26 protein-coding genes are annotated in these 25,435 nt (G+C 68.3%); 5 read left to right on the top strand and 21 right to left on the bottom strand.

The features are described 5' to 3' along the window. Positions 1 to 97: 97 nt before the first annotated feature. Positions 98 to 1,390, top strand: coding sequence for an NCS2 family permease (locus K2W61_RS21855; RefSeq protein WP_175134643.1), 1,293 nt, complete (start codon positions 98 to 100; stop codon positions 1,388 to 1,390). A gap of 34 nt (positions 1,391 to 1,424) precedes the next feature. Here K2W61_RS21855 and K2W61_RS21850 read toward each other — a convergent pair whose 3' ends face one another. Both K2W61_RS21850 and K2W61_RS21845 read right to left on the bottom strand, forming a co-directional pair. Then, positions 1,425 to 1,781, bottom strand: a complete 357-nt coding sequence (locus K2W61_RS21850; RefSeq protein ID WP_175134642.1) for a VOC family protein — start codon at positions 1,779 to 1,781, stop codon at positions 1,425 to 1,427. Between the two features lie 82 nt (positions 1,782 to 1,863). After that, a complete protein-coding gene (locus K2W61_RS21845) occupies positions 1,864 to 2,655 on the bottom strand; it encodes a helix-turn-helix domain-containing protein (RefSeq protein WP_236756538.1) in 792 nt (263 codons plus the stop codon). A gap of 239 nt (positions 2,656 to 2,894) precedes the next feature. Between K2W61_RS21845 and K2W61_RS21840 the strand changes: the two genes are divergently transcribed. Both K2W61_RS21840 and K2W61_RS21835 read left to right on the top strand, forming a co-directional pair. Next, on the top strand, positions 2,895 to 3,917 hold the full coding sequence (locus tag K2W61_RS21840) for an LLM class flavin-dependent oxidoreductase (protein WP_175134641.1): 1,023 nt from the start codon (positions 2,895 to 2,897) through the stop codon (positions 3,915 to 3,917). 185 nt (positions 3,918 to 4,102) lie between these two features. Beyond that, positions 4,103 to 4,477 carry a thioredoxin family protein gene (locus K2W61_RS21835; RefSeq protein WP_175134640.1) on the top strand — a complete coding sequence of 125 codons (375 nt, stop codon included), beginning with the start codon at positions 4,103 to 4,105 and terminating at the stop codon, positions 4,475 to 4,477. Positions 4,478 to 4,510: 33 nt separating this feature from the next. Here the strand turns inward: K2W61_RS21835 and K2W61_RS21830 are convergent, their stop codons facing one another. The 17 genes from K2W61_RS21830 to K2W61_RS21750 all read right to left on the bottom strand — a co-directional run bounded on the left by K2W61_RS21830 (position 4,511) and on the right by K2W61_RS21750 (position 21,059). After that, entirely contained in the window at positions 4,511 to 5,098 is a 588-nt protein-coding gene (locus K2W61_RS21830; protein WP_175139833.1) for an IMPACT family protein, read from the bottom strand. 95 nt (positions 5,099 to 5,193) lie between these two features. Next, positions 5,194 to 6,009: a transporter substrate-binding domain-containing protein gene (locus K2W61_RS21825; RefSeq protein WP_419761613.1), complete on the bottom strand. Its 816-nt coding sequence runs from the start codon at positions 6,007 to 6,009 to the stop codon at positions 5,194 to 5,196. Between the two features lie 8 nt (positions 6,010 to 6,017). Next, a complete protein-coding gene (locus tag K2W61_RS21820; RefSeq protein WP_419761653.1) occupies positions 6,018 to 6,773 on the bottom strand; it encodes an ABC transporter permease in 756 nt (251 codons plus the stop codon). Between the two features lie 17 nt (positions 6,774 to 6,790). Then, positions 6,791 to 7,789: an ABC transporter substrate-binding protein gene (locus tag K2W61_RS21815; RefSeq protein ID WP_175134636.1), complete on the bottom strand. Its 999-nt coding sequence runs from the start codon at positions 7,787 to 7,789 to the stop codon at positions 6,791 to 6,793. 71 nt (positions 7,790 to 7,860) lie between these two features. After that, a complete protein-coding gene (locus K2W61_RS21810; RefSeq protein ID WP_175139832.1) occupies positions 7,861 to 8,631 on the bottom strand; it encodes an ABC transporter ATP-binding protein in 771 nt (256 codons plus the stop codon). 111 nt (positions 8,632 to 8,742) lie between these two features. Further along, positions 8,743 to 9,960 (bottom strand): MFS transporter, encoded by a 1,218-nt coding sequence (locus K2W61_RS21805; RefSeq protein ID WP_236756537.1) that lies wholly within the window; start codon positions 9,958 to 9,960, stop codon positions 8,743 to 8,745. 108 nt (positions 9,961 to 10,068) lie between these two features. Continuing rightward, the gene (locus K2W61_RS21800) at positions 10,069 to 11,673 is read right to left on the bottom strand and encodes an ABC-F family ATPase (protein WP_175134633.1); all 1,605 of its coding nucleotides are present in this window, start codon (positions 11,671 to 11,673) and stop codon (positions 10,069 to 10,071) included. A gap of 145 nt (positions 11,674 to 11,818) precedes the next feature. After that, a complete protein-coding gene (locus tag K2W61_RS21795) occupies positions 11,819 to 12,868 on the bottom strand; it encodes an LD-carboxypeptidase (RefSeq protein ID WP_236756536.1) in 1,050 nt (349 codons plus the stop codon). After that, positions 12,865 to 13,356: a tRNA adenosine(34) deaminase TadA gene (gene tadA / locus K2W61_RS21790; RefSeq protein WP_175134690.1), complete on the bottom strand. Its 492-nt coding sequence runs from the start codon at positions 13,354 to 13,356 to the stop codon at positions 12,865 to 12,867. Before tadA ends, K2W61_RS21795 begins: the two co-directional genes overlap by 4 nt. A 10-nt stretch (positions 13,357 to 13,366) precedes the next feature. After that, positions 13,367 to 14,215, bottom strand: coding sequence for an HAD family hydrolase (locus tag K2W61_RS21785; RefSeq protein ID WP_175139828.1), 849 nt, complete (start codon positions 14,213 to 14,215; stop codon positions 13,367 to 13,369). A 133-nt stretch (positions 14,216 to 14,348) separates the two neighbouring features. Continuing rightward, positions 14,349 to 14,870: a hypothetical protein gene (locus K2W61_RS21780; RefSeq protein WP_236756535.1), complete on the bottom strand. Its 522-nt coding sequence runs from the start codon at positions 14,868 to 14,870 to the stop codon at positions 14,349 to 14,351. A 203-nt stretch (positions 14,871 to 15,073) separates the two neighbouring features. Then, the gene (gene mnhG / locus K2W61_RS21775; RefSeq protein ID WP_236756534.1) at positions 15,074 to 15,415 is read right to left on the bottom strand and encodes a monovalent cation/H(+) antiporter subunit G; all 342 of its coding nucleotides are present in this window, start codon (positions 15,413 to 15,415) and stop codon (positions 15,074 to 15,076) included. Next, positions 15,412 to 15,693, bottom strand: a complete 282-nt coding sequence (locus tag K2W61_RS21770) for a K+/H+ antiporter subunit F (protein WP_175134629.1) — start codon at positions 15,691 to 15,693, stop codon at positions 15,412 to 15,414. Before K2W61_RS21770 ends, mnhG begins: the two co-directional genes overlap by 4 nt. Further along, positions 15,690 to 16,172, bottom strand: coding sequence for a Na+/H+ antiporter subunit E (locus tag K2W61_RS21765; protein WP_175134628.1), 483 nt, complete (start codon positions 16,170 to 16,172; stop codon positions 15,690 to 15,692). Before K2W61_RS21765 ends, K2W61_RS21770 begins: the two co-directional genes overlap by 4 nt. After that, positions 16,172 to 17,803, bottom strand: coding sequence for a monovalent cation/H+ antiporter subunit D (locus tag K2W61_RS21760; protein WP_175134627.1), 1,632 nt, complete (start codon positions 17,801 to 17,803; stop codon positions 16,172 to 16,174). The genes K2W61_RS21765 and K2W61_RS21760 overlap by 1 nt, the downstream gene beginning before the upstream one ends. Continuing rightward, positions 17,800 to 18,144 (bottom strand): Na+/H+ antiporter subunit C, encoded by a 345-nt coding sequence (locus K2W61_RS21755; RefSeq protein WP_175134626.1) that lies wholly within the window; start codon positions 18,142 to 18,144, stop codon positions 17,800 to 17,802. Before K2W61_RS21755 ends, K2W61_RS21760 begins: the two co-directional genes overlap by 4 nt. Continuing rightward, positions 18,144 to 21,059: a monovalent cation/H+ antiporter subunit A gene (locus K2W61_RS21750; protein ID WP_175134625.1), complete on the bottom strand. Its 2,916-nt coding sequence runs from the start codon at positions 21,057 to 21,059 to the stop codon at positions 18,144 to 18,146. Before K2W61_RS21750 ends, K2W61_RS21755 begins: the two co-directional genes overlap by 1 nt. A gap of 551 nt (positions 21,060 to 21,610) precedes the next feature. On the opposite strand from K2W61_RS21750, the gene K2W61_RS21745 reads away from it, so the two are divergent. Together K2W61_RS21745 and K2W61_RS21740 are read left to right on the top strand one after the other, a co-directional pair. Further along, a complete protein-coding gene (locus K2W61_RS21745) occupies positions 21,611 to 22,597 on the top strand; it encodes a Bug family tripartite tricarboxylate transporter substrate binding protein (protein ID WP_175134624.1) in 987 nt (328 codons plus the stop codon). 488 nt (positions 22,598 to 23,085) lie between these two features. Continuing rightward, complete coding sequence (locus tag K2W61_RS21740; RefSeq protein ID WP_175139827.1) at positions 23,086 to 23,967, top strand: hypothetical protein; 882 nt, start codon at positions 23,086 to 23,088, stop codon at positions 23,965 to 23,967. A 131-nt stretch (positions 23,968 to 24,098) separates the two neighbouring features. On the opposite strand, the gene K2W61_RS21735 is transcribed toward K2W61_RS21740, so the two are convergent. Together K2W61_RS21735 and K2W61_RS21730 are read right to left on the bottom strand one after the other, a co-directional pair. Then, positions 24,099 to 24,974 carry a DMT family transporter gene (locus K2W61_RS21735; protein WP_175134622.1) on the bottom strand — a complete coding sequence of 292 codons (876 nt, stop codon included), beginning with the start codon at positions 24,972 to 24,974 and terminating at the stop codon, positions 24,099 to 24,101. Positions 24,975 to 25,137: 163 nt separating this feature from the next. Further along, the gene (locus K2W61_RS21730; protein WP_236756533.1) at positions 25,138 to 25,407 is read right to left on the bottom strand and encodes a hypothetical protein; all 270 of its coding nucleotides are present in this window, start codon (positions 25,405 to 25,407) and stop codon (positions 25,138 to 25,140) included. Between the last annotated feature and the right edge of the window lie 28 nt (positions 25,408 to 25,435).

Here is a 25,435-nt window from a genome sequence, read left to right as displayed (position 1 = left end):
TTACAACTGATGCGAAAATACGCCCGTTTACAAAATGATCGAGGGCGCCCACGCCCTCTCCCGACAACCCGAGCCTGCAAGCACCCTGGGGATAAGAATGCTGGAGAAGCTATTCAACCTGCGTGAACACGGCACGACCGCGAGAACCGAAATCGTGGCCGGCCTGACGACATTCCTGACCATGTCGTACATCATCTTCGTCAACCCGGACATCCTGTCGTCCACCGGCATGGACCGCAACGCCGTGTTCGTCGCCACCTGCCTGGCCGCCGCGCTGGGCTCGCTGGTCATGGCGCTGATCGCCAACTGGCCGATCGGCATGGCGCCGGGCATGGGGCTGAACGCCTTCTTCGCCTTCACCGTGGTCAAGACCATGGGCTACACCTGGGAGCAGGCGCTGGGCGCCGTGTTCATCTCGGGCGTGATCTTCCTGATCCTGACGATCTCGGGCATCCGCGTCTGGCTGGTCAAGGGCATCCCGCATTCGCTGCGCAGCGCCATCGCCGCCGGCATCGGCCTGTTCCTGGCCATTATCGCGCTGTCCAGCGCCGGCATCGTGGTGGCGCATCCGGTCACCAAGGTCACGCTGGGCAACCTGACCGCGCCGGGGCCGCTGTTCGCCATCCTGGGCTTTTTCATCATTGCCGCGCTGGATGCCCTGCGTGTGCGCGGCGCCATCCTGATCGGCATCCTGGTGGTCACGGTGCTGTCGATGGCGCTGGGCTACAACGAATTCAAGGGCGTGTTCGCCGCGCCGCCGAGCCTGGCGCCGACGCTGTTCAAGCTGGACATCCTGGGCGCGCTGCACACCGGCTTCGTGCACGTGATCCTGGTGTTCGTGCTGGTCGAAGTGTTCGACGCCACCGGCACCCTGGTGGGCGTGGCCAAGCGCGCCGGCCTGGTGCCGGAGAACCGCCCCAACCGCCTGGGCCGCGCCCTGTTCGCCGACAGCACCGCCATCGTCGCCGGCTCGATGCTGGGCACCAGCAGCACCACCGCCTACGTCGAAAGCGCCTCGGGCGTGCAGGCCGGCGGCCGCACCGGCCTGACCGCGCTGGTGGTGGCGCTGCTGTTCCTGGCCGCGCTGTTCATCTCGCCGCTGGCCGGCGCCGTGCCTGCCTACGCGACCGCGCCCGCCCTGCTCTACGTGGCCGGCCTGATGATGCGCGAACTGATCGACATCGACTGGAACGACGTCTGCGAAGCCACGCCGGCCGCGCTGACCGCGCTGGTGATGCCGTTCACCTACTCCATCGCCAACGGCATTGCCTTCGGTTTCATCAGCTACGTGGTGCTCAAGACCGCGACCGGCCGCGTGCGCGACGTGCACCCGGCCACCTGGCTGGTGGCGATCCTGTTCGTGATCCGCTACGCGTTCTTCCCGGAATAACGCCCGCCAGGCGCACCTTTCCGCGAACCCGCCATCAGGCCACTGCGGTCCAGACCGCCAGCTCGTAGCCGTCCAGGTCGGTGAAATGGAAGCGCCGGCCGCCGGGGAAATCGAAGGCCTCGCGGCTGATACGGCCGCCCGCCGCGATGACCCGGCGCTGGGCGGCGGCCAGGTCATCGGCATACAGGATCACCAGCGGGCCGCCCGGACGCACCGGCTCGCCAGTGGTGAAGCCACCCTTGAGGCGGCCATCGGTGAATTCGGTGTAGGTCGGCCCGTAGTCGGTGCAGGACCAGCCGAATGCATCGCCATAGAAGCGCTTGCTGCGCGCGATGTCGGCGACGTTGAACTCGATGTTGTCGATCTGGTGGTTGTTGCCGGTGGCGCCCATGCGTGTCTCCCGCGAATATCGAAGAAAACCGCATCATCCCCGATTCGCACGGCCGCGTCTTGAACGAAACGGCCATGCGCCACTAGCCCTGCGCCTGCCCACGCAGCGCCGAGGGCGTCAAGCCGCACAGCGCCCGCACCTCGCGACTCAGGTGGGCCTGGTCGGCGTAGCCGGCGTCCGCGGCCAGCATGGCCAGCGGGATGTCCGCCGGACCGCGCAGCAGCGCGATGAAGCGTTGCAGCCGCAGGATACGTTCGAGCATCTTGGGGCCATAGCCGAAATGGTCGTGGCTCAGGCGGCGCAGGCTGCGTTCGCTCATCTCGAGGCGGTCTTCGAGACCGCGCCCGCCGGGCTGGGGCGCGGCCGCGAGCCAGTGGAACAAGGCAGCGGCCCGTGGCGCGGGTGACGCGTGGCGTGGCGCTTCGCCCGCCAGCGCCTGCTGCAGGGCCAGCATCTGGGCCTCGGGCGTGGCGGCCTCGCGCACGCGCCGCGCGACGCGCCCGGCGCGGCCGTCGCCCCACAGCGCGCCCAGCTCGACCCGGCGCCCCACCAACTCGGAAAGCGGCACGCCCAGCCAGCCGCGGGCGGCGCCCGGCTGGAAGCGCAGGCCCAGCACCCGCGCGCCCGGCGCGAGCTGCGGCCGCGCGGCAACCACGTCGGGGCCGACAACGCTGAGGCGGCCATCGGTCCAGAGGATGTCGGCGCAGCCGTCGGGCAGCACCGCCACATCGGCGGGCTGGCCCGGCGCCAGTTCGCTGCGCCACGCGCACAGGAAATGCGGACGCAACAGCGCCGCCGGCGAGGTCTCGTGATAGCTGCCGGTCATGCCCGCGACGGCGGGCGTGGCGGGATCGGGGGTCGGGCCAACGACCATGGGAACGGTGCCTGCGAAGCCGAAATGACCACTATACCGGTACGGCTGTCAGGGGTTCGCCGGCCGTGCGGCCAATCGCCGCCATTGAGCTCCGCTATCAACCCGCCGGCCCGCATGGTTGCTGGCGGCAGCGGTTGATTTCGCCGATACACTCCCCATGTATATAAGACTATGGAGCCGACCTTGTCTCGCCACACCCCGCATTCCTCCTGCCTCCGCCGCCACATCGAGCGCCGCGTATGAGCCCCCTCGCCCGCATCCCCTTCTCGGTGCTGGACCTGGCCCCGATCGTGCAGGGCCGCGATGCCGCCGACGCCTTCCGCAACAGCGTGGCGGTGGCGCAGCACGTCGAGCGGCTGGGCTACAAGCGCTTCTGGCTGGCCGAGCACCACAACATCAACGGCGTGGCCAGCAGCGCCACGGCGGTGCTGATCGGCCATGTCGCCTCGCACACCACGACCCTGCGCGTGGGCTCGGGCGGCGTGATGCTGCCCAACCATGCGCCGCTGATCATCGCCGAGCAGTTCGGCACGCTTGAAACCCTCTACCCCGGCCGCATCGACCTGGGCCTGGGCCGCGCGCCGGGCAGCGATGGCGCCACCCAGCACGCGCTGCGGCGCGGTCCGCGCAGTGGCCTCGAATTCCCGGCGCTGGTCGACGAGTTGCGCGGCTTTTTCGCGCCGTCGCGCCCTGGTCAGCCGGTGCGCGCGATTCCCGGCGAAGGCCTGGACATCCCGATCTGGCTGCTGGGTTCGAGCGACTTCAGCGCCCGCCTGGCCGCCGAACTCGGCCTGCCGTTCTCGTTCGCCGGGCACTTCTCGCCCGAGGGCATGGCGGCGATGCGGCTGTATCGTCACCTGTTCAAGCCGTCCGAGACGCTGGCGCGTCCCTACGCCATGATCGGCGTGCCGGTGGTGGCCGCGCCGACAGATGACCAGGCCCGTCACCTGGCGACCACACAGCAGCTCAAGTTCCTGTCGCTGGTGCGCGGCAACCGCCTGCAGCTGCAACCGCCGGTCGACAGCATGGACGGCCTGTGGAACGAATGGGAGCGCGAGGCCGTGAACCAGCGCCTGGGCGCCGCCATCGTGGGCGGCCCCGACACCGTCAAGCGCAAGCTGGAAGCCCTGGTGGCCGAGACCGAGGCCGATGAAGTGATGATCGTCTCGGATTTCTACGACATCGCCGACCGCCTGCGTTCCTTCGAGATCGTCGCCTCGCTCAAACAGGGCGAAGGGGTATCCACAACAACCACGGCCTGAGGCCCGGCGCCGCCACAGCCTCGTTGCGCCGCAGACTGCGCTCGCCATAGCGCCAACCATTGCGACCCGGCCGGTCCTCGCTCTACTATGGACCGGCAATACCGCGTCGCCGAATCCGGCCCGGGCCATTCTCCCCGTGCCGCCGATACCGACACTTTGCGCCGCGCCAGCGGCAAGGATCCAAAATGAGTATTGTTGAACTCACCAAAGACAGCTTCCAGGACGCCATCACGCCGGACGGCACCCTGATCGTGGACTTCTGGGCGCCCTGGTGCGGCCCCTGCCGCGGCTTCGCGCCGGTGTTCGAACAGGCCGCCGCCGAGCATCCCGACGTCACCTTTGCCAAGGTCAACACCGATGTCGAACAGGAACTGGCCGGCGCACTGGGCATCCGCTCGATTCCCACGCTGATGGTGTTCCGCGAAAAAGTGCTGCTGTTCTCGCAACCGGGCGCCCTGTCGGGCGGCCAGCTCAACGAGCTGCTCACCAAGATCAAGGAAGTGGACATGGAAAAAGTCCACCAGGAGATCGCGGCGGCCCAGGACGGCCAGGACGCGTAAACCACAAGGGCCCCGCGGGGCCCTTGTGATTCGTCAGGCCAACTGTTCCCAGGCCGAACGGCCGCGCGTGATGTTGGCGGCCGTCATCTCCAGCTCGGCCAAGGCGCCGCGCGGCGCCGTGAAGCGCAGCGCCGCCCCCGCCGGGCCAAAGTCCTCTTGCACGATCACCGCGCCGGCCTGCGCCAAGCGCGACTTGAGCAGGGGCAATTCGGCAAAGCCGCAGACGCATGCCACCGTGGCCAGATCCACGATCTGGGCGCGCGGTCCGTTGCGCAGGCAATTGGCCGCGCAACCGCCATAGGCGCGCACCAGTCCGCCCGCTCCCAGCTTGACCCCGCCAAACCAGCGCACCACCAGCACCGCCACGCGGTCCATGTCCTGCCCTTCGATCGCCTGCAGAATCGGGCGGCCGGCGGTGCCGCCGGGCTCGCCGTCGTCATTGAAGCGGTATTCCTGGCCGATGCGGTAGGCCCAGCAGTTGTGGGTGGCCTCGGGATCGCTGTGCGCCGCGAAGAACGCCATCGCTTCATCGATGGAGGCGACGGGCGCGGCGTGAGCGACAAAACGGCTTTTCTTGATGTCTTCCTCGTGCGAGCAGACAGCAGTCAGGGTGGAGGTCATAGCCCGGCATTGTAAGGGCCAGGCCGGCGGCCAAGGGTCCGACATGGGCCGCGCCGGGGCCTGCTGCGCAGCCGTCAGCCGTCAGCCGTCAGCCGTCAGCCGTGGCAGTCCGGCACTTCCTGGTCCAGGTAGACGTCGAAGGCCACGTCGCGCGCCCATTTGGCCGGCAGGGCTTGCCAGGCGCCGGCTCGCGCCCACTCGCGCATGCGGGCATCGAGCCAGGAGCGCGTGGCCGAGTCGGCCGCCGGCAGCAGCCAGACGCGCTCATGGCGGGCGCCATCGGCGGGCAGCGTGGCCGAGAACTTCTTCCATTCGGGAAAGCGCATCAGCGGCTCCCATACCGCGTCATCGACCAGACCGATATCGCAGTTGCCTTCGCGCACCGCCACGAGCGCGTCGGATGGCACCCGAAAGGTGCGCACCCGCGCGCCCCAGCTGTGCGCCAATGCCTGCGCGCCAGTAGCGGCCTCGGCCATGCAGACGCTGCGGCCGCGGGCATCGGCCCCCTGGCGCATGCCGGTATCGCTGCGGATCACAGCCTTGGGGCGCGCGGCGTAGCCCGTGGCCACCGCAGCCAGATTGTCGGGCAGCGCCTGCGCCGCGGGGGAGCGGTCCGCCAGCACCACATCGACCTCGCCCGCGCCCAGCAGCCGGGCGGCATCGCCGGCCGCCACTTGCCGCAGGCGCAACGGCAGGCCCAGGTCCTGCGCCAGCCGCTCGGCCATGGCGATGTCCAGCCCTTCCGGGGTGCGGATCTTGGCGCCGGCCGCCGGCGCGGGCGCCAGGTACGGCACGCCCACCACCAGCTCGCCGCGTTGGCGCGCGGCAGCCAGGCGGTCGGCCGCTGCCGCACCGCTGGAGGCGGACAGCAAAGCCGCCATCAGGGCCAGGAGATGAAAGCCGCGTCGCATCGCCGGCCTCACACGTACTGGTAACGCAGCAGCCGGTGCTTGAGGTTCTCGAGCACGAACTGGTCGATCAGCGCCGCCAGCACCGCGATGACCAGGATATTGGTCATCACGCCAGTCATGTCGGCGATCTCGCCCGAATAGGCCAGCGAGCGGCCCAGCCCCTTGCCGAAGCCGATCAGCATCTCAGCCGAGATCAGCGCGCGCCAGGCGTTGCCGAACGCCAGCTGGGCGCCGGTGATCAGCTCGGGCATGACGGCCGGCAGGTACACCCGCTTGACCAGACCCCACGGCGTGGCGCCCATCACACGGGCGGCCGACACATGCACGCGTTGCACCGACTCGGTCGCGTTCATCACGCTCAGGGCCGCCGGGAAGAAGGCCGCCAACGCCACCACGACAATGATCGGCGTGCTGCCGAACCCCATCACGATCAGGAACAGCGGCACCCAGGCGATGGATGGAATCGATTGCAGGATGACGATGGCGCTGCGCAGCACTTCACGGAAGAAAAACAGCACCGCCGCCACCAGCCCGAAGCCGATGCCCGCCGCCAGCGCCAGGCCGTAGCCCGCGCCCAGCCGGCCCAGCGTGCCCAGCAGGCTCTGATGGAACGACTGTTTACCCAGGTCCTCGAACAGGCGCTCAAGCACCGCGGGCACGCCGGGCATCAGGAAGTCCGGCAGCGAGAACGCCGCCGCCTGCCACAGCGCCAGGATGAACAGGACGCCCAGCACACCCGCCAGATGCTTGCGGGCGCCGGTCACACGGGTGGTCGACGCGCTCAAAGCTTGCGAGCCTCCTGCCAGGACAGGTCGATGATGCTGGACACGTCATACGGCTTGCCGTCGCGCGTTTTGAGCGAACCCTGGGCCTGCAGGATATCGGCGATTTCCTGCATGCGCGCCGTGTCTTTCGTGGTCAGCTTGGGCGTGAAGACCTGGGTGCGGATGGCTTCGGCGATCACCGTTTCGCGCGGCAGCTCGCCGCGGCTCAGGGTCTTGAGGGTGGGTTCGGCGATGAAGTACGAGGCGATCAGCTTGGAAGCCTGGGCCGGTTCTTGCTGCAGCAGCGCGATGGCCTGGTTCTGCGCGTCCAGCGCCTTCCAGACGTCGTCCTTGCGCTTGGCCAGCGTTTCGCCCGAGGTGATCACCACCATGCACGGAAACGGCCAGGCCTGTCCCACTTCGTAGATCTGCTTGACCGGCGCCACCAACTGCGCGATACGGTCGTACGGCTCGAACAGGAAAGCCGCGTCGACGCGCTTGCCCACCAGCGACTGCACCGCCACGGCGGGGCTCACGCCCATCACGTTGACATCATCGGCCGTCAGCTTGCCCTCTTTGAGCACTACGCCCTTGAGCACCACATCCGCCGTGCTGCCTTCGGCCTGCGAGGCCAGCGTCTTGCCCTTCAGGCCGGCGATGTCCTTGATGCCGGAATCATCGCGCACCACCAGCGAGTGGTAGCCCTGCTGCGCGCCGCCCACCACCTTCAGGTCTGCGCCCTTGGAAGCCCAGGCCACGGCATTGGTGAAGCCCAGCACGCCGATGTCCAGTTGGCCGCCGACGATGGCCTTGATCAAGTCGGTGCCCGACTTGAACTCGATCAATTCGGAATCGAGCCCGGCTTTCTGGTAGTAGCCGCCTTCCTGCGCCACGATGGCCTGCGCGTCGTCCATCACGCGCAGGTAGCCGACGCGGAATTTCTCGGCGGCCATGGCGGGCGCCGCGGCCAGGAGCGCCGCGGCCAGCGGCAGGGACAGCCATTGCTTGAATTTCATGGGAAAAGCTCCAGGGAATCGGGGATGGGGGGCGCCGGCGGCGCCGTCCGGAAAGCGCGGAATCGGGGAAATCAGGCGGCCAGCGCCAGGTCGGCGTGCGCGGACGAACCATCCACGGCGATGCCCAGCAGGCGCAGGATCTCGCGCTTTTCAGCGGCCAGGTCGGACAGGTCGTGGCTCTTGGCGCGGTGCGCCAGGTTGAATTCGCGCAGCACCCGCGCCGGGCGCGGGCTGAACACCACGATGCGGTCGGCCAGGAACAGCGCCTCGTCGACGTCGTGGGTCACCAGCAGCACGGTGGGCTTTTCCTGCGCGATCAGCTGGCGCAGCACATCCTGCAGCGCCAGGCGCGTCAGCGCGTCGAGCGCGCCGAAGGGTTCGTCCATCAGCATGGTCTGCGGCTGCGCGATGAAGGCGCGGGCCAGCGCCGCCCGCTGGCGCATGCCGCCGGAGACCTGGTGCGGGTAATAGTGCTCGAAACCCGCCAGGCTGACGCGCGCCAGCCACTCGCGCGCCGCGTCCCGCGCGCGCTTCTTCGGGGTTTTCTGGAACTCCAGCGCCAGCGCCACGTTGTCTTCCAACGTCAGCCACGGATACAACGCGTGCTCCTGGAACACCAGCGTGCGGCTGGGGTGCGGGCCGGTCACGGCCTTGCCGTCGGCCAGCACCTGCCCTTGCGTGGGCTTTTCCAGGCCGGCGGCCAGGTGCAGCAGGGTCGACTTGCCGCAACCCGACGGCCCCACCAGCGCGACCAGTTCGCCTGTCTTGAATTCACCGCGGAAGCCGTCGACGACCGGCAGGTCGCCGAATTGCTTGTGGACGTGGTCAAAGGTCAGGTTCATGGAAGGAATCGTGGGCGCGCGTGGGAAACGGGCCTAATCTAACAATTCGCTATATGAACCCCAACGATAAATATCGAATGTTCTTACGTCTCTTGGTTATATGAAACGTCTTCAGGTTACGACCGCCTGGCGGCCGGCATGGCGCTGCAGGCCCAGCGCGATCAGGAAGCCGAACAGCACCGCCACCGCCGCCGACAGGAAGATCGCCGGATAGCCGAAGCCGCCCGAGATGTAGCCCGCCACCGGCCCGGTGGCGCCCAGCGCCAGGTCCAGGAACGCCGAATAAGCCCCCAACGCCGCGCCGCGGCTGCCGGCCGGCACGCGCGCCACCGCCTCGACCCCGATGGCCGGGAACACCAGCGCGAAGCCGCAGCCGGTCAGGGCCGCGCCCAACAGCGCGGCGGTGGGATTGGGCGCCAGCCACAACAGCGCCAGGCCGGCCGCTTCCACCAGGAACGACACTTGCGCCACCTTGAAGCCGCCATAGCGCGTGATGGTGCCCGCGAACAGCAGGCGCACGCCAATGAAGGCGCAACCAAAGGCGCTGAGCGCGCGCGCCGCCCCGTCCCACGAGAAACTGGCGTAGTACAACGCCACGAAAGCCGCCAGCGAGCCAAAGCCGACCGAGCCCAGCCCCAACGCCATGCCATGCGGAAACACCCGCAGCACCACGCTCTTGAACGCCATGCGATGGCCGCCGACGATGGCCACCGCCGTGCGCGCCAGCGCCAGCCCCAGCCCGGCCAGCCCCAACAGCAGCACCGCGCCGCCCAGCGCGCCCAGGCTCCATTCGGTTTCCAGGTAGACGCCGAGCGGCGCCCCCAGCGCCAGCCCGCCATAGGTGCAGATGCCGTTCCAGGAGATCACCCGCGCCGTGTGCAACGGGCCGACCCGGGCAATTGCCCAGGTGGCCGAACCGGTGCCAACCCAGCTTTCGCCAAAGCCCAGCGCCAGCCGGCTGACGATGATGGCGCCCAGGCTGAGCCAGGCGCTGCGCTCGAAGGCATAGGCCAGCAGCAGGAACACGCCGCTGGCGGCGCAGGCCGCCATGCCGATCACCACGGTCTGCTTCGGTCCTACGGTATCGGCCATGCGGCCGGCGTGCGAGCGGCTCAGCAGCGTCGCCACGTACTGCACGCTGATGGCCAGCCCCGCCAGTACGGAGCCGTAGCCGAGCTGGCCATGCACATAGCCCGGCAACACGGCCAGCGGCAGGCCGATGGCCAGATAGCAGATGAAGGTGAAGAAGGCGATCGCGACAATGCGCGCGGTCAATGCGAACGTCCCGATGGGCTGGCCGTCGGGCGTGGTATGCGGTGTGGGAGGCATGGCTGACAGGGTGGAACCTGGCGCGACAGGCCAGGGTTTACCCGGATGATAGCCCAGCAGGATTGCGGCTGGCTGAAAGGGAGCCAGCCAGCCGCCCCGAGGCGGGTATCAGGCCTCGATGCCGCGCGAGGACAGGTAGTCTTCGTAGCCGCCGCGGTAGTCGACGATCTCGCCCGAGGGCAGGATTTCGATCACGCGGGTGGCCAGGCCGGAGACGAATTCGCGGTCGTGCGAGACGAAGAACAGCGTGCCTTCGTATTTTTCCAGCGCGAACTGCAGCGATTCGATCGATTCCATGTCCAGGTGGTTGGTCGGCTCGTCGAGCAGCATGACGTTGTGGCGGCCCAGCATCAGGCGGCCGAAGGTCATGCGGTTCTTTTCGCCGCCGGACAGCACCTTGGGCGCCTTGGGCAGGTCATCGGCCGAAAACAGCAGGCGGCCCAGCACCGAACGGATCGACTGGTCGTCGTCGCCCGGCTGGCGGTGCTCGCCCATCCAGTCGAGCAGGTTGATGTCGGTCTGCAGGAACTGATCCGAGACGTCCTGCGCCATGTAGCCCAGATCGGCATTGTCCGACCACTTGACCGAGCCCGCATCCGGCGCCAGGTCGGTGGCCAGCAGGCGCAGCAAGGTGGTCTTGCCGACGCCGTTGGCGCCGATGATGGCGATCTTCTCGCCGGCGTCGATCATGGCCGAGAAATTACGGATCACGGGCGCGTCGTAGGCCTTGGACAGGTTCTCGATGGTCACCGCCAGGCGGTGCATGACCTTGTTCTGCTCGAAGCGGATGTAGGGGTTCTGGCGCGAGGACGGCTTGACCACCACCTGCTCGGCCTTGATGCGGTCGATCTGCTTCAGGCGCGAGGTGGCCTGGCGCGACTTGGACTTGTTGGCGGCGAAGCGGCGCACGAAGTCCTGCAGTTCGGCCACGCGCTCCTTGGCCTTGGCGTTGTTGGCCACCAGGCGCTCGCGCGCCTGGGTCGAGGCCAGCATGTAGTCGTCGTAGTTGCCCGGATAGATGCGGATCTCGCCATAGTCCAGGTCGGCCATGTGGGTGCAGACCTGGTTCAGGAAGTGGCGGTCGTGGCTGATGATGATCATCGTGCTCTGGTAGCTGTTGAGCACGTTTTCCAGCCAGCGGATGGTGTTGATGTCCAGGTTGTTGGTCGGTTCGTCCAGCAGCAGCACGTCCGGGTTCGAGAACAGCGCCTGCGCCAGCAGCACGCGCAGCTTCCAGCCCGGGGCCACTTCGCGCATCGGCAGGTTGTGCTGGTCGACGCCCAACTCCAGGCCCAGCAGCAGCTCGCCGGCGCGGGCTTCGGCGGTGTAGCCGTCATATTCGGCGAACTTGGCCTCCAGGTCGGCCGCGCGCATGTAGTCGTCTTCGGTCGCTTCCGGGTTGGCGTAGATGGCGTCGCGCTCGGACATCGCGGCCCACATCTCGGTGTGGCCCATCATCACCACGTCCAGCACGCGCAGGTCCTCGAAGGCGAACTGGTCCTGGCGCAGCTTGCCCAGGCGCACGCCCGGCTCCAGCGAAACGTTGCCGGCCGACGACTCCAGGTCGCCGCCGATGATCTTCATGAACGTCGACTTGCCGGACCCGTTGGCCCCGATCAGCCCGTAGCGGTTGCCTTCCCCGAACTTGACGCTGACGTTCTCGAAAAGGGGCTTGGGACCGAACTGGATGGTGAGATTGGCGGTGGATATCACAGTGTTTTAGCAGCGGGAGAATGGATGTGGCGCCAGGATGGCGCGACAACGCCGGCATGCGGCGAAACCTGATAGTGTACCAAGCCCGGATGGCATGCCGCCCGGCACGGGCCGGGCGGCTGGAAAAACCAGGCGGGCGGAGCCCTCAATGGTGGTGCTCGTCCAGCACCAGGTGGGCCAGGCCCTTCTCGGTGGCGATGCCGACCTTCTGGCCGATCGGCAGTGTTGCCTTGGTGGCCACGTGGCCGTACGGCAGGCCGGTCACCACCGGCACCTTGACCGTCTTGCGCAGCCACGCCACCACCTCGTGCAGGTCGTAACCCTGGTCGTGCGGCGCCAGCTTGTAGTCGGAGAAGCGGCCCAGCACAATGGCCTTCTGCTTGGCCAGGATGCCCGCCTGCCACAGCTGGATCAGCATGCGTTCGATGCGGTAGGGATGCTCGGCCACGTCTTCCAGGAACAGGATCCCGCCGCGCACCTTGGGCAGGTAAGGCGTGCCCACCAGCGAGGTCAGCATGGCCAGGTTGCCGCCCCACAGGATGCCGCGGCAATCGACCGGGTCGGCGTCCTGGGTCTCGAAGCTGAGGATCTCCAGCTCGCCGCGCATCACTTCGCCGAACAGCGCTTCGGTCAGGTCGTCGACCTTCTTGCCGCCGAAGTCGTAGATGGCAGTGGCGCCGGTGTAGCTGACCGCGCCAGTCTGCGCCAGCAGCGCCAGGTTGAAGGCGGTGAAATCGCTCATGCCGACGAAGCGCTTGCCGCTGTCGGCCATGGCCTTCCAGTCAACCATGTGCAGCAGCCGGCCCATGCCGTAGCCGCCGCGCGTGACCATGACGATCGGCAGCTTCTGCTTGGTGGCGCGCGTCAGGCTGGCCAGGCGCTGCGCATCGGTGCCGGCAAAGCGCTGGTGCTGGGCCAGCGCGCTGCGGTCCAGCGCGGTCTTGAAGCCCTGCGCGGCCAGGCGCTCGCGCGCCAATTCGACGGTCCGCGGATCACGCACCGCCGACGACGGCGAGATCAGGTAGATGCCGCGCGCGTCCGGCAGGCCGTGGACATGGCCCGGCTCGTGGCCGTGATCATGACCGCAGGCCTCGCCGCATTCGTGATCGGGGTCGTGCGCGCCGCTGGCGTGCGGTTGGGCCGGGGCGGCGGCCGCTTTGGCGCCGCGCGCCTTGGCGCCTCGGGTATTGCTCATGCGATGGATTCCTTGGCGCGGCGTTCGCGGAAGAACCGGCGCAGCAGCTCGCCGCAGGGTTCCGCCAGCACGCCGCCGGTGACTGAAGTGTGATGATTGAGCTTGGGCACCGAGCCGACGTCCAGCACGCTGCCGCAAGCCCCGGTCTTGGGGTCGTAGGCGCCGAACACCACCCGCGCCAGCCGCGCGTGCAGCATGGCGCCGATGCACATGACGCAGGGCTCCAGCGTGACGTACACGGTGATGCCCGGTAACCGGTAGTTTTCCAGCGCGCGGGCGGCGCCGCGCAAGGCCACGATCTCGGCGTGCGCGGTGGGGTCGTGGTCGATGATGGTGCGGTTGTAGCCGCGCCCCAGGATGTCGCCCTGGGCCGAGACCACCAGCGCGCCCACGGGCACCTCGCCGAGGTCATAGGCCGCCTGCGCCTGCGCCAGCGCCTGGGTCATGAAATCGGCATCCTGCGCGGTCCAGGGCGGCACCGCCGCCATGGCGAGCGGCTCAACCACGGTACACCCGCGACTTGAGCGCGATGCGGCCGGCCAGGCTGGTCACGGCCTCTTCGAGCCATTGGTAGAGCTCGGCGTTCTCGTCGTAGCGGGCCTGGTTCAGGTTCGACACCCGGCCCTCCTCGATGAAGCCCCAGGCGCGGCTGCGCTTGTCGCGGTGCTTGGGGTCCCAGACGCCGAAGGCGTAACCGCCGGCGCGCCGGATCAGCGAGAAGCACGGGATGTCGGTGTAGCCGTCGCCGACGAACACCATCTGGTCGAACGGCACCCGCAGCCGGTCCTCGGGCACCTTGCGGTTGACCTCGAACGGCTTGTTGCGGAAATCGCGGCCGATGATGCCCTTCTGGATGTGGAACAGGTAGCGCGTCTTGTCGGTGAAGCTGACGATGCGGCGCGGAAACTCGATGCCGCCGTCGGCGCCATAGGTAAATTCGGATGCCCAGATCTCGGTGAATTCGTGGGCGATAGGCGTGGACCGGACCACGTCGCCGATGCCGCTGGAGATCAGGTAGAACTCCAGCTGTACCTGCGGCTGCGCGGCCCGTACCGCCGCGCGCAGCCGCTGGAACAGCGTCGTCACGCCGTCATGCAGTTCGAGCCGCGCGCCCCAGTCGCGCAGCCGTTGCTGCGTGATCAGGCCGTGCCTGCCCTCGCGCGAGAGCTGGATCATCTGGTAGAGATAGGCGGGAACCGGGTCCCAGTCCTGGTTGGACAGCAGCGGGTCGACCTGGTCTTTCCAGAACGACGCCGTGTCCACCCCGATGCTGTCCAGGAAACCGGACGTGCTGTCCGAGGCCAGCGTGTCGTCGAAGTCGAAAATCAGGGCGATGACATCGGACATGGCTATGCGTGATGCGTGAGTGAAGGCGGCAGCCTGAAGGGAACAGCCGCCATTTTGCCTGATTGTGGCGGCGGCCGCGCCCCGGGGCGCGGGGAAAGGACGCGGCCGCCCTCTCCTGGCCCGCGGCTCGCCTTTACTGACGCATCGGCGCGGGCGGCGGTGGCGCCATGCCGGGAGCGGGTGCCATGCCCGGGGCGGGCGCCGTACCAGGAGCCGGCGCCATGCCGGGCGCAGGCGGGGGCGGCGGCATACCGGCGGCCGGCACCTGAATCACGGTTTCACGCAGCACGCCGCCGCCCTGGACGCTGCCGCGCACCTGCGTCGGCGAAGTCATCTGCGTAATGCAATCCTGGCGCGAAGCGGCCGGCAGGCGGTTGCAGCGGTTGAGCATGTTCTGGCGGTGCTGTTCGGCGGTGCCATCGCTCAGGTGCTGACGGTTGGCTTCCTGGCGAGCGGCGCCCGCCTCGCGCATGCAAGCGGTGCGCTCCTGCCCGGTGCTGCCGCTCTTGCAAGCCGCCACATCCTGTTCGTATTGCGCCTGGATGCCGGCGCGGCCGATCGGGTCGGCCGCCTGGGCCGCTCCCGCGGCCAGCAGCAGGCCCGCCGCGCAAAGGGATGCGGCAAGGCGTTTGGGGTGCATGGGACGTACATTCATGGCCAGCTCCTTGGAGAAAGAGGATTGAACCCGGACGGCGCGGCCTGGAGGCCGCGGCCATCTGCTTGATACCACTATCCCACGATGAGGCTTCGGGGACATGTCCAGCAACGTGCAATCGTAAGCCGAAGTTTCCGATGCCGCGGCGCAATATTCATTGCGCCAGCGCAACTCGTCCCCGGATTTGCGCTGCTCCGTCCCCGTCAGCGCGCATCCAGATCGGCATCGGCCTTGGTCAAACGGTTACGGTACACTGCCGCGCGCATCAGCAGCATCGCCGTCACCGGCGACGACACGATCAACAGCAGCGTAATGATCACTTCGTGAAACACCGGACGCGCCGACAACGCCGAGAACACCAGCATCGAGGCGGCCAGCACGCAGCCGCAGCCCAGCGTGTTGCCCAGCGTCGGCGCGTGGATGCGGGCATAGAAGCTGCGAAAGCGCAGCAGCCCGGCCGACCCGGTCAGCGTCAGCAGGCCGCCCAGTACCAGCAGGATGCTGGCGGGAATTCCGGCCCACAGCGGAATGGCGGTATCGATCATGGCTCGATCACCTCGCCGCGCAACAGGAAGCGGGCCATCGCGGTGGACCCGACGAAACCGAACAGCGCGATCAGCAGCGCGATGTCGAAATACACCGGCGTGCCCGAGCGGATGCCAAATACCAGCATCATCAGCATGCCGTTGATATAGATCGTGTCCAGCGCCAGCACGCGGTCCTGCGCGGTGGGGCCGCGCAACAGGCGGACGGTGGCGAACACCATGCCCAGCGCGAAACACACCAGGGCAAAGGAAGCCGACCAATACAGTATGGCGTTCATTCGAATATCTCCATCAGGGGACGCTCGTAGCGGTCTTGCACCAGGCGCACCCAGTAGTCCTCGTTCTGCAGGTCGAGCACATGCAGCTTGAGGCGGTGGTCATCGGTCAGTTCGACCCAGACCGTGCCGGGCGTGTAGGTCACGATGCAAGCCAGCAGGGCCAGTCCGTGCGGATCTCGCATGGTGAGCGGGATGCGGATGAAACCGGGCGAAAAATCATTGCGCCGCGGGTTCAGGATCAGCTTGGCGACCGCGATATTGGACTTGATGATATCCAGCGTGACATGCAGGAACAGCGGAATCGCCTTCCACAGGCGATGCGGCCGCGCCCGCAGCGGACGCAGGCGCGAAGCGGCCCAGGTGAACCACAGCGCCAGCGCCGCGCCCAGCGCGATCTGGCCGGCCGACAGGCTCTGGTTCAGCACCAACCACAGCAGGAACAGGAATACCGGCAGGAAGAGCAGATACAGGCGGCGCATCAATGTCCCCCTTGCGCGGCGCGCGCCGTCTGCGCCGACATGACGGCGTCGATATAACTCCTGGGCTGGTCGAGCGAGCGGGCGGCGTCGTCCAGATAGGCCGACACCGGCCCGGCCCCGGCGGCCAGGCCGACGCACAGCAGCACCAGCACCGCGACCGGTCCGGCCTCGATCACCCGCAGGCGCGGCGTGCTGCGCTCGTCGCTGGCCCAGAACACGCGGATGCCGGTGCGGCCCAGGCCGATCAGCCCGGCCAGGCCCGACACCAGCACCGCCGCCACCAGCACCCAGGCGTCCATCGGCGGCGCCGACTCGGTGGCCGCCGAAACCGCCGCCGACAACAGCGACAGCTTGGCGACAAAGCCGGACAAGGGCGGCAATCCGGTCACCAACAGGGCGCAACTGATGAATGCCAGCCCAAGGAATGCCATCGCCGCCGGAATCGCCACCCCGACCACGTCATCCGAGCGATTGACCGAGGCCGGGTCGTCCAGGTCGAACGCATCCAGCGTGACCGCCAGCACATTGGCGCCGAAGCTGCGCGTGCGCTCGATCAGTTCGGCCAGCAGGAAGAAGGCGCCCGTGGTCAGCACCGAGCTGATCAGGTAGAACAGCGCCGGGCCGGTCAGCGTCACCCCGGGCATGCCGAGCGCCGTCAGTAAGGTGCCGGCCGAGACGATGACGCAATAGCCCACCATCTTCTCCAGCTGCTGCGTGGCCAGCAGCCCGAGCGCGCCGAACAGCAGCGTGGCCAGGCCGACCGCGAACATCCAGTCCAGGCTGAAAGCGGCGGGCGCGCCGCTCGGCAGCAGCAGCGAGCCGATGCGCAGCAAGGCGTAGATGCCGACCTTGGTCATGATCGAAAACATGGCCGCCACCGGCGCGCCGGCCGACCCATAGCCCTTGACCAGCCAGAAATTCAGCGGCCAGGCGCCCGCCTTCACCAGAAAGGCCACGCCGAGGATGGCGGCGCCAGCCTCGAACAGCATGCGGTCCGACCCGGTCAGGTTGCCGGCGCGCAAGGCCAGGTCGGCCATGTTGAGCGTGCCGCTCACGCCATAGATCAGCGCGATGCTGATCAGCAGCAGGAACGAGGCCACCAGGTTGACGGCGATGTACTGCAGGCCCGCGCTGACGCGCGCCACGCCCGAGCCATGCAGCAGCAGGCCATAGGACGCCGCCAGCAGCACCTCGAAGAACACGAACAGATTGAACAGGTCGCCGGTCAGGAAGGCGCCGTTCAGGCCCATCAGCAGGAACTGGAACAGCGAATGGAAATGCACCCCGGCCCGGTCCCAGCGCGCCAGCGCATAGGTCAGCGTGGCCAGGCCCAGCACCGCAGTCAGGGTCAGCATGACCGCGGCCAGGCGGTCCACCACCAGCACGATGCCGAACGGCGCGGGCCAGTCGCCCACGAGATAGACGCCGACGCCCTCCGGCCAGACGCCTGGCACCACGCCTCCGGCGACCGCCAGCAGCGCAATGGCGGCGGCCAATTGGGCCAGCGTGGACACCATGGCGATGGCGCCGCGCGTGTAGCGCCGGGTGTCGCCCAGCAGCAGCATCGCGGCGCCGGCCAGCAGCGGCGTGATGATGGGCAGGATGGGAAGATGTTGCAGCCAGAAACTCAAGATTGGGACTCCCGTCCATCGACGTGGTCGGTGCCCGTCAAACCGCGCGAAGCCAGCAGCACCACCAGGAACAGCGCGGTGGTGGCGAAGCCGATCACGATGGCCGTCAGCACCAGGGCCTGGGGCAGCGGATCGGCATACCAGGAAGGATCATGGGCCGTGGCCGGATCGATCACCGGCGGGCGGCCCGAGTTCAGCCGGCCCATGCCGAAGATGAACAGGTTGACCGCGTAGGAGACCAGCGACAGGCCCATGATGAACTGGAAGGTGCGCGGCCGCAGCAGCAGCCAGACCCCCGAGCCCGCCAGGACGCCGATCGCGACGGCGTAAATCAATTCCATCAGGCTTCCCCTGGTTGTGCGGCGGCCGCCTGGCTGTCGGCGGCTGCCTTGCGTTGCGCGCGTAGCGATTGGTGAGCCAGCGCCACCAGCACCAGCACGGTGGACCCGACCACCAGCATGTAGACCCCCAGGTCGAACAGCAGCACACTGGACAAATGCACGTGGCCCACCAGTGGCAAGGAGATATCCCAGGCCAGCGCCGCCAGGAACGGCTTGTAGGCCAGCCAGGCGGCCAGGGCCGCCGAGCCCGCGAACAGCAGGCCGATGCCGATCCAGTTCTGCGGGTTCAGACGGCTGCGCGATTCGACCCAGTAGACCCCGCCCACCATGTATTGCAGGATCACCGCGGTGGCAAAGACCAGACCGCCGACGAAGCCGCCGCCGGGCTGGTTGTGGCCACGTAGCAGGAAATACACCGAGATCAGGGCCGCCGTCGGCAACAGCAGGCGCACCAGCACCGTGGGCACCATCATCGAACCGCTGGGCACCGCCGACTTGATGTCGGGGGCGGCCGGCACCGGGCCGTCCTGGTCGATCTGCTGGCGCGGCAGGTCGGCGCTCTCGGGCGCCGGCCGGAAGCGGCGCAGCAGCGCATAGACCGTCAGCGCCACGACGCCCAGCACCGTGATCTCGCCAAACGTATCGAATCCGCGGAAGTCCACCAGAATCACGTTGACCACATTGGTGCCGCCGCCGTCGGGCAGCGCCCGATCGACGAAATACGAAGAAATGGTGTCGGTCTGCGGCCTCACCAGCACCGCGTAGGCCAGCGCTGCCATGCCGGTGCCGGCGGCGGTCGCCAGCAGCAGGTCACGCAGCCGGCGGCCGCGGGCCCGCAGCGTCGCCCCCAGGCCTTCGTCCTCGTCCAGCGCGATACGGCGCGGCAACCAGCGCAGGCCCAGCAGCAGCAGCACCACCGTCACCACTTCCACCGACAGCTGCGTCAGGGCCAGGTCGGGCGCGGAGAACCAGACGAACGTCAGACAGGTCACCAGCCCCGCGCCGCCGGCCAGCGCCAGCGATGCCAGGCGGTGGTATTTCGCCTGGTAGGCGGCGGCCACGGCGCAGACGCCGCCCACCAGCCACAGCAGCGCGAACGCCGGATCGACCGCGCTGGCGCGCCCGGTCCCGTCCAGCCAGCCGCCGCCGCGCAGCGGCAGCCAGGCCACGAACAGCGTGCCCAGCACGATCAGCCCCATCTGCACCTGCAGGCGCGACGAGGCCAGCCAGCGCAACAGCCAGGCGGCGGCGACGCTGGAGCCATCCAGCAACGCCTCGAACGAACGGCGGCCGTCCAGGCGGTAGATGAACGGCACCCGGCCCGGGTTGGCGCGCTGGTGCGCGCGCAGCGCCAGGTACAGGATCACGCCCGAGGCCATGGCCACGAAGCTCATCACCAGCGGCAGATTGACGCCATGCCACACCGACAGGCTGTATTGGGGCATGTCGGCGCCCAGGATGCTCTGCGCCGCCGTGGCCAGGAATGGCCCCAGGGTCACGCCCGGCAAAATACCCACCACCAGGCACATCAGCACCAGCAAACCGCTGGGAACCAGCATCCATCCGGGCGGTTCATGCGGCGCGCGCGGCAGGTCGGTGGCCGGCGGGCCGAAGAACACCTGCAGGATGAAGCGCAACGAATAGGCCACACTGAAGGCGCCCGCCACCGTGGCCGCCAGCGGCAGCCCCACCTTCGTCACCACATCGCCACTGACGAAGGTGGTTTCGGCGAAGAACATTTCCTTGGAAATGAAGCCGTTGAGCAGTGGCACCCCGGCCATCGAGGCCGCCGCCACCATGGCCAGCGTGGCGGTGATCGGCATGGCCTTGTACAGGCCCGACAGGCGGCCCAGGTCGCGCGTGCCGGTTTCGTGGTCGACGATGCCGGCCGCCATGAACAGCGAGGCCTTGAAGGTAGCGTGGTTGACCATGTGGAACACCGCCGCCACCAGCGCCAGCGAGCTGTTCAGTCCCAGCAGCAATGTGATCAGGCCCAGGTGGCTGATGGTCGAATACGCCAGCACCCCTTTCATGTCCTGCTGGAAGATGGCGGCATAGCCGCCCAGCACCAGCGTGATCAGCCCCGCGCCGCCGATGACCCAGAACCACTCATCAGTGCCGGCCAGCACCGGCCAGAAGCGCGCCAGCAGGAACACCCCGGCCTTGACCATGGTGGCCGAGTGCAGATAGGCCGACACCGGCGTGGGCGCGGCCATGGCGTTGGGCAGCCAGAAATGAAACGGGAATTGCGCGCTTTTGGTCAGCGCGCCCAGCGCCACCAGCAGCAGCACCGCGGGATACCAGGGATCGGCGCGCACCAGGTCGCCAGCGGCCAGCACCCGGTCCATGTCGTAGCTGCCGACGATGTGGCCCAGGATCAGCACCCCGGCCAGCAGGCACAGGCCGCCGGCGCCGGTCACGGTCAGTGCCATGCGCGCGCCGCGGCGGGCATCCAGGCGGTGATGCCAGTAGGCGATCAGCATGAACGAGGCCAAGCTGGTCATTTCCCAGAACATCACCAGCTGGATCAGGTTGCCCGACAGCACCACGCCGAGCATGGCGGCCATGAAGGCCTGGAAGAACGAGAAAAACCGCGGCACCGGATCTTCCGGCGACATGTAGTAGCGGGCGTACAGGACCACCAGCCCGCCCATGCCCGAGACGATCAGGGCGAACAGCCAGGCATACCCGTCCATACGCAACGTGAATTGCAGTCCGAGCGCCGGCGCCCAGGGCATGTCCACGCGGATCACCCCGCCGTTTGCGACCTCGGGGTAGAGGCTCGCCACCAGCACCACGCAGACCAGCGCGATGATGCCCGCCAACCAGGCCTCGGCATTGCGGGCGTTGGACGGCAACAGCGCGGCGCACAGGCTGCCGGCAAACGGCAGAGCGAGGATCAGTATCAGCGACATGGCGTTCCGAGAGTGTCCGGGCCCCTCCCGCCAGCGCGGCAGCGAGAGACGAAACGGACCGGGGATTGAAAAACGGACGGAACCCTGGCCCGGTGCGTCGCAGCACTACACGTTGCCCCGCGGGGACATCGACCAACGCCCCATTGAACGGCGCAGACAGAAACAAGCGCAATAACTTTCTTGCAGGACCGGCCAGGAATCTCATCCGAAAAATATCAGATTCTTGTAAGTTATGCAGAAATTTATGCATGTACCGAGGCGATGACGGCATGTTCGATGCGCAATCGTTACGCAGGCGAGATGCCCGGACATCGATTCAAGTTATTGTCAGCATGCGTTTTTTTGCAACAACGTCGGCGATCCGGGCGCCTTCTTGCCGCGCGCAAATACCCCCATGCCGGCCAGGGGGAATCCCGATTGACCCGCGATCTGTAACTGTGTGCAATGGCGCCCACGAAGCGTCGGCCTGGCCAGAACCCGAGCCGGGCGCGCTTCGCCGACGCCGGCCAACGAAGCCGGCCGGCTCGGATTCAATAATATGGAGAAGACTCTTGACCGTGCTATCCCAAGCCAAGGCCATCCTGGCCACCGCCCTCGCCGGCCTTTGCCTCAGCGGCACCGCGCATGCCGCCGACGCCTACCCCAACAAGCCCATCCGACTGATCGTGCCATTTGCGGCCGGCGGCACCACCGACATCGTCGCGCGCATCGTGGCCGAAGGCCTGGGCCGTGAACTCGGCCAGCCCGTGGTGGTGGAAAACCGCGGCGGCGGCGGCGGCTCGATCGGCGCGGATGCGCTGGTGCGCGCCACGCCGGACGGCTACACCCTGGGCGTGGCCACGGTCAGCACCATGGCCACCAACCCGGCCACCAATCCCAAGAATCCGTACAACCCGATCAAGGACTTCGCGCCCATCACCAATCTGGTGAACGTGCCCAATGTGCTGACGGTGAATCCGGCGGTGCCGGCCAAGTCGCTGGCCGAGTTCATCGCCCTGCTCAAGGCCAATCCCGGCAAGTACAGCTATGCCTCGTCGGGCGCCGGCGGCATCGGCCACCTGGACGGCGAACTGTTCAAATCGCTGACCAAGACGGATATGGTGCATGTGCCCTACCGCGGCTCGGGTCCCGCGCTCAACGACGTGATCGCCGGCCAGGTCAACGCCCAGTTCGACAATCTGCCCTCGTCCATGCCCCACATCCAGGCCGGCAAGCTGCGCGCCATGGCCGTGGCCGCGCCCAAGCGCTTGCCCGCCCTGCCCGACGTGCCCACCTTCGCCGAAGGCGGCCTGCCGGAAATGGACAACATGGCCTGGTACGGCTTGGTGGCCCCCGCGGGCACGCCGCAGGCCGTGATCGACCGCGTCCACGACGCCGCCGTCAAGGCGCTGAAGGATCCGAAGATCGTCCAGCGCCTGGCCGACGGCGGTTCACTGATCGACGGCAACACGCCGGCCGAGTACGCCGCGCAGATCAAGCGTGAACTGGAACTGCGCCAGCGCATCGCCAAGGAACGCCATATCCAGTCGACCAACTGATCCGCGCGCTGCGGGGCGGTGGCCGTCGTTGCCGGCCGCCGCCGGCCGGCGGCCCGTTCAACGGCCCCGGCGCATGAAACTCGGACCATTCAGGGCCGCCCCGGCGCCGCAAGGGTCGCCGGCGCCGGCCGCGCTCTGATACCATCTCGGCCGTGCGAACCCGTTTTTCTCCTCCCGCCGACGCCGCCTGCGTCCTTTGCGCCCTGCGCTCGACCCTGTTGAGCTCGCAGGAAGTCGCCGCGCGCCGCGCCTACGCGCGTTCCAAGCCCGGCTAAGCGCCCGCTCCCTCTCCCTTCCGTCTCGCCCTCCCCGGCCCGCCGCCGGCCGCCCGCACGTCCGTACGTCCCGATGACGTACCGCACGGTCTGGCGCCCGGCCGGCCGGCACCGCCGCCTCGCTTTATGGCCAGGCGGTCTTTGCTCCCTGTTTCGTCCGCGCGCCGGCCCAGCCCGGCGGGCGGCGCCACGCCTCGATTGCCACCGAACGCCATGCAACTCACCAAGAAATTCGTCAAAGCCAAGAACCCCTGCGCGGGCGGCTACAAATGGTTCCTGCGCGACCACAACGGCCAGGGGGACTACCAGGCAGTCCTCGATGCCCTGGTGGCCGACGGGCGCGTCGGTGACGCTTGCTGGCTGCTGGACCAGTTCGGCCCTACCGATGCGGTGTTGAAGCTGGACACGCTGGATGCCCACGCCATCGTCTTCGCCGGCACGCTCGAAGTGCGCATGGGCATCAACGTCGACAGCGTGGTGCGCGCCGGACGCAGCATCGTCACCGGCGGCGGCATCCGCGCCGGCGAGTCGATCGTCGCCGGAGAGAACATCGCCGCCGGCGCCAATATCGCCAGCGCCGGCGACCTGCGCGCGGGCGGCGACATTGCCGCCGAATGGGGCATCGAGGTCGCCACGATGCTGGATTGCCGCGGCAACGTGCGCGCCAAGTGGGACATCTGCGCCGGCCAGGACCTGGCCGTGACCGGTCACCTGCGGGCCGGCCAGGACGTGCAGGTGCAAGGCGGCCTCAAGTGCGGCCAAGGAATCAAAGCCGGCGGCAACGTCCAGGCCGCCAAGGACATCAACGCCGCCTGCGGCATCCAGGCCGGCGCCACGATCGCCTGCGGCGGCCACCTGGCCGCCGGCTGGGGGTTGATCGCCGGCGAAGACATCCGCGCCGACGGCGCGATCCGCGCCGGCGAAGGCGTGCAGGCCGACGGCCGAATCGAGGCCGGCGACGGCCATGGCGTCTACGCCGGCCTGAACGTGCGCCTGGACGCCTGGGCGGTCTGCGCCCGCGTCCAGGCCCGCGAACGGCCGCTGCAACTGGTCAGCGGACACTGGGCCGGCCAGGAAGAAGCCGCGCACGCGTAGCACGGACGAAACGACAGGCCACGCGTGGACACCCGCGTGGCGCGGCTGGCGCCGCCGCGATGCCCATGCGCAACGCGGCACCCCGCGTGCACGGCGCGGAGAGACTCCCGCCCCACGCGACGCCCCCCCGGTCAGCCGCCCGAGCGCACCGCCGCCGGCGCGCGCAGCGCCAGCATCAACCCCAGCAGAATTCCCGCCATGCCGCCCAGGCTCAGCAGCGACAGCCGGTTGCCCAGCACCAGGTAATCCAGCGCCGCGGTGCCGGCCGGCACCAGGTAGAACAGGCTGGTGACGTTGACCAGGTTGCCGGACTGGATCATGCGGTAGAACAGCAGTGTCGCGCCAACCGAAATCACCAGGCCCATCCACAGCAGCGGCAGAATGAAGCCCGGGCTCCAATCCGCGCGCAGCGGCTGGAACGGCGCGAACAGCAGGCACAGCGCCAGGCTCACCACGTACTGCAGCGGCATGACGTCCATGGGCGCCTGGCGCACGCGCTTTTGCAGGATGGCGCCGGCCGTCATGCTGAGCAGCGCCGCGAAAGCGAAGGCCATGCCGACCAGCGAGAAACGCGCCATGCCGATGCTCTGGAACATCACCATGCCCAATCCGCCCAGGCACAGCAGCAGGCCCGCCAGCCGTCGCGGCGCAAAGCGGCGCTCCAGCAGCGCCAGGGTCAGGATGGGTTGCGCGCCCAGCAGCGTGGCCAGCACGCCCGGCGTGATGCCGTGGTCCAGCGCCAGCAGATAGCAGATGGAATAGCTGCCGATCAACAGCAGCCCGGTCAGCGCGACGATGCCGCGCGTGCCCGGCGCTGGCAGCCAGCGCCGCCGCCCCGCGCAGATCAGCAGCAGGACAGCCAGGGCCAGGACGAAGCGCAGCAGCAGGAAGCCAAAGGCCGAGGCATGCGCCAGGCCCCATTTGGCGAAGATCGCGCCGCCGCTCCACAGCAGCACGAACAACGTGGTGGAGCCGTAGGCGGCCCACGCATTGCGATTTGAAGACATGAGAATTTCTACCTGTCGGGTATGGAACAGGCTCCCGCGGCGCCGCGCGCCTTGCGATGCGCGGACGGATCAGGCCAGGACTCGCGGCGGGCGGACGCGAACGCGTCGGCGCATCAGCGCGGCGGATCCAGGCGGTAAAGCGGGAGCGGGAAGTTTGCGGCGGTCAGCCGGCGACGGTGGCCACGGGCGGATAGGCGCCCGCGACACCGACGACGACATCGCACGGCGGCGCGGCCGGCGGCGACACGACCGTCGAGACGACAGGAGAAACCACGGGAGACTGCACGCCATGCCGCAGGCTCGCGCGCAGGCCGGCGCCGGCTGCGAGGGCAGCCAAGGCAGATTCGGCGGAGGGCGTGAAGTTGGGCATGTGGAAGGCGTCAGGTTCGGAGAGGAACCCGCATAGGCTACCGACGCCGGAAAGCGGCGTCAAGCTGACCGGCGCCTGCACACGCCGCCGC

Source organism: Achromobacter pulmonis, from assembly GCF_021733725.1.
GTDB lineage: Bacteria > Pseudomonadota > Gammaproteobacteria > Burkholderiales > Burkholderiaceae_B > Achromobacter > Achromobacter pulmonis.
The sequence above is the reverse complement of the archived record's forward strand: the minus strand, read 5'-3'. Positions and strand labels throughout refer to the sequence as shown.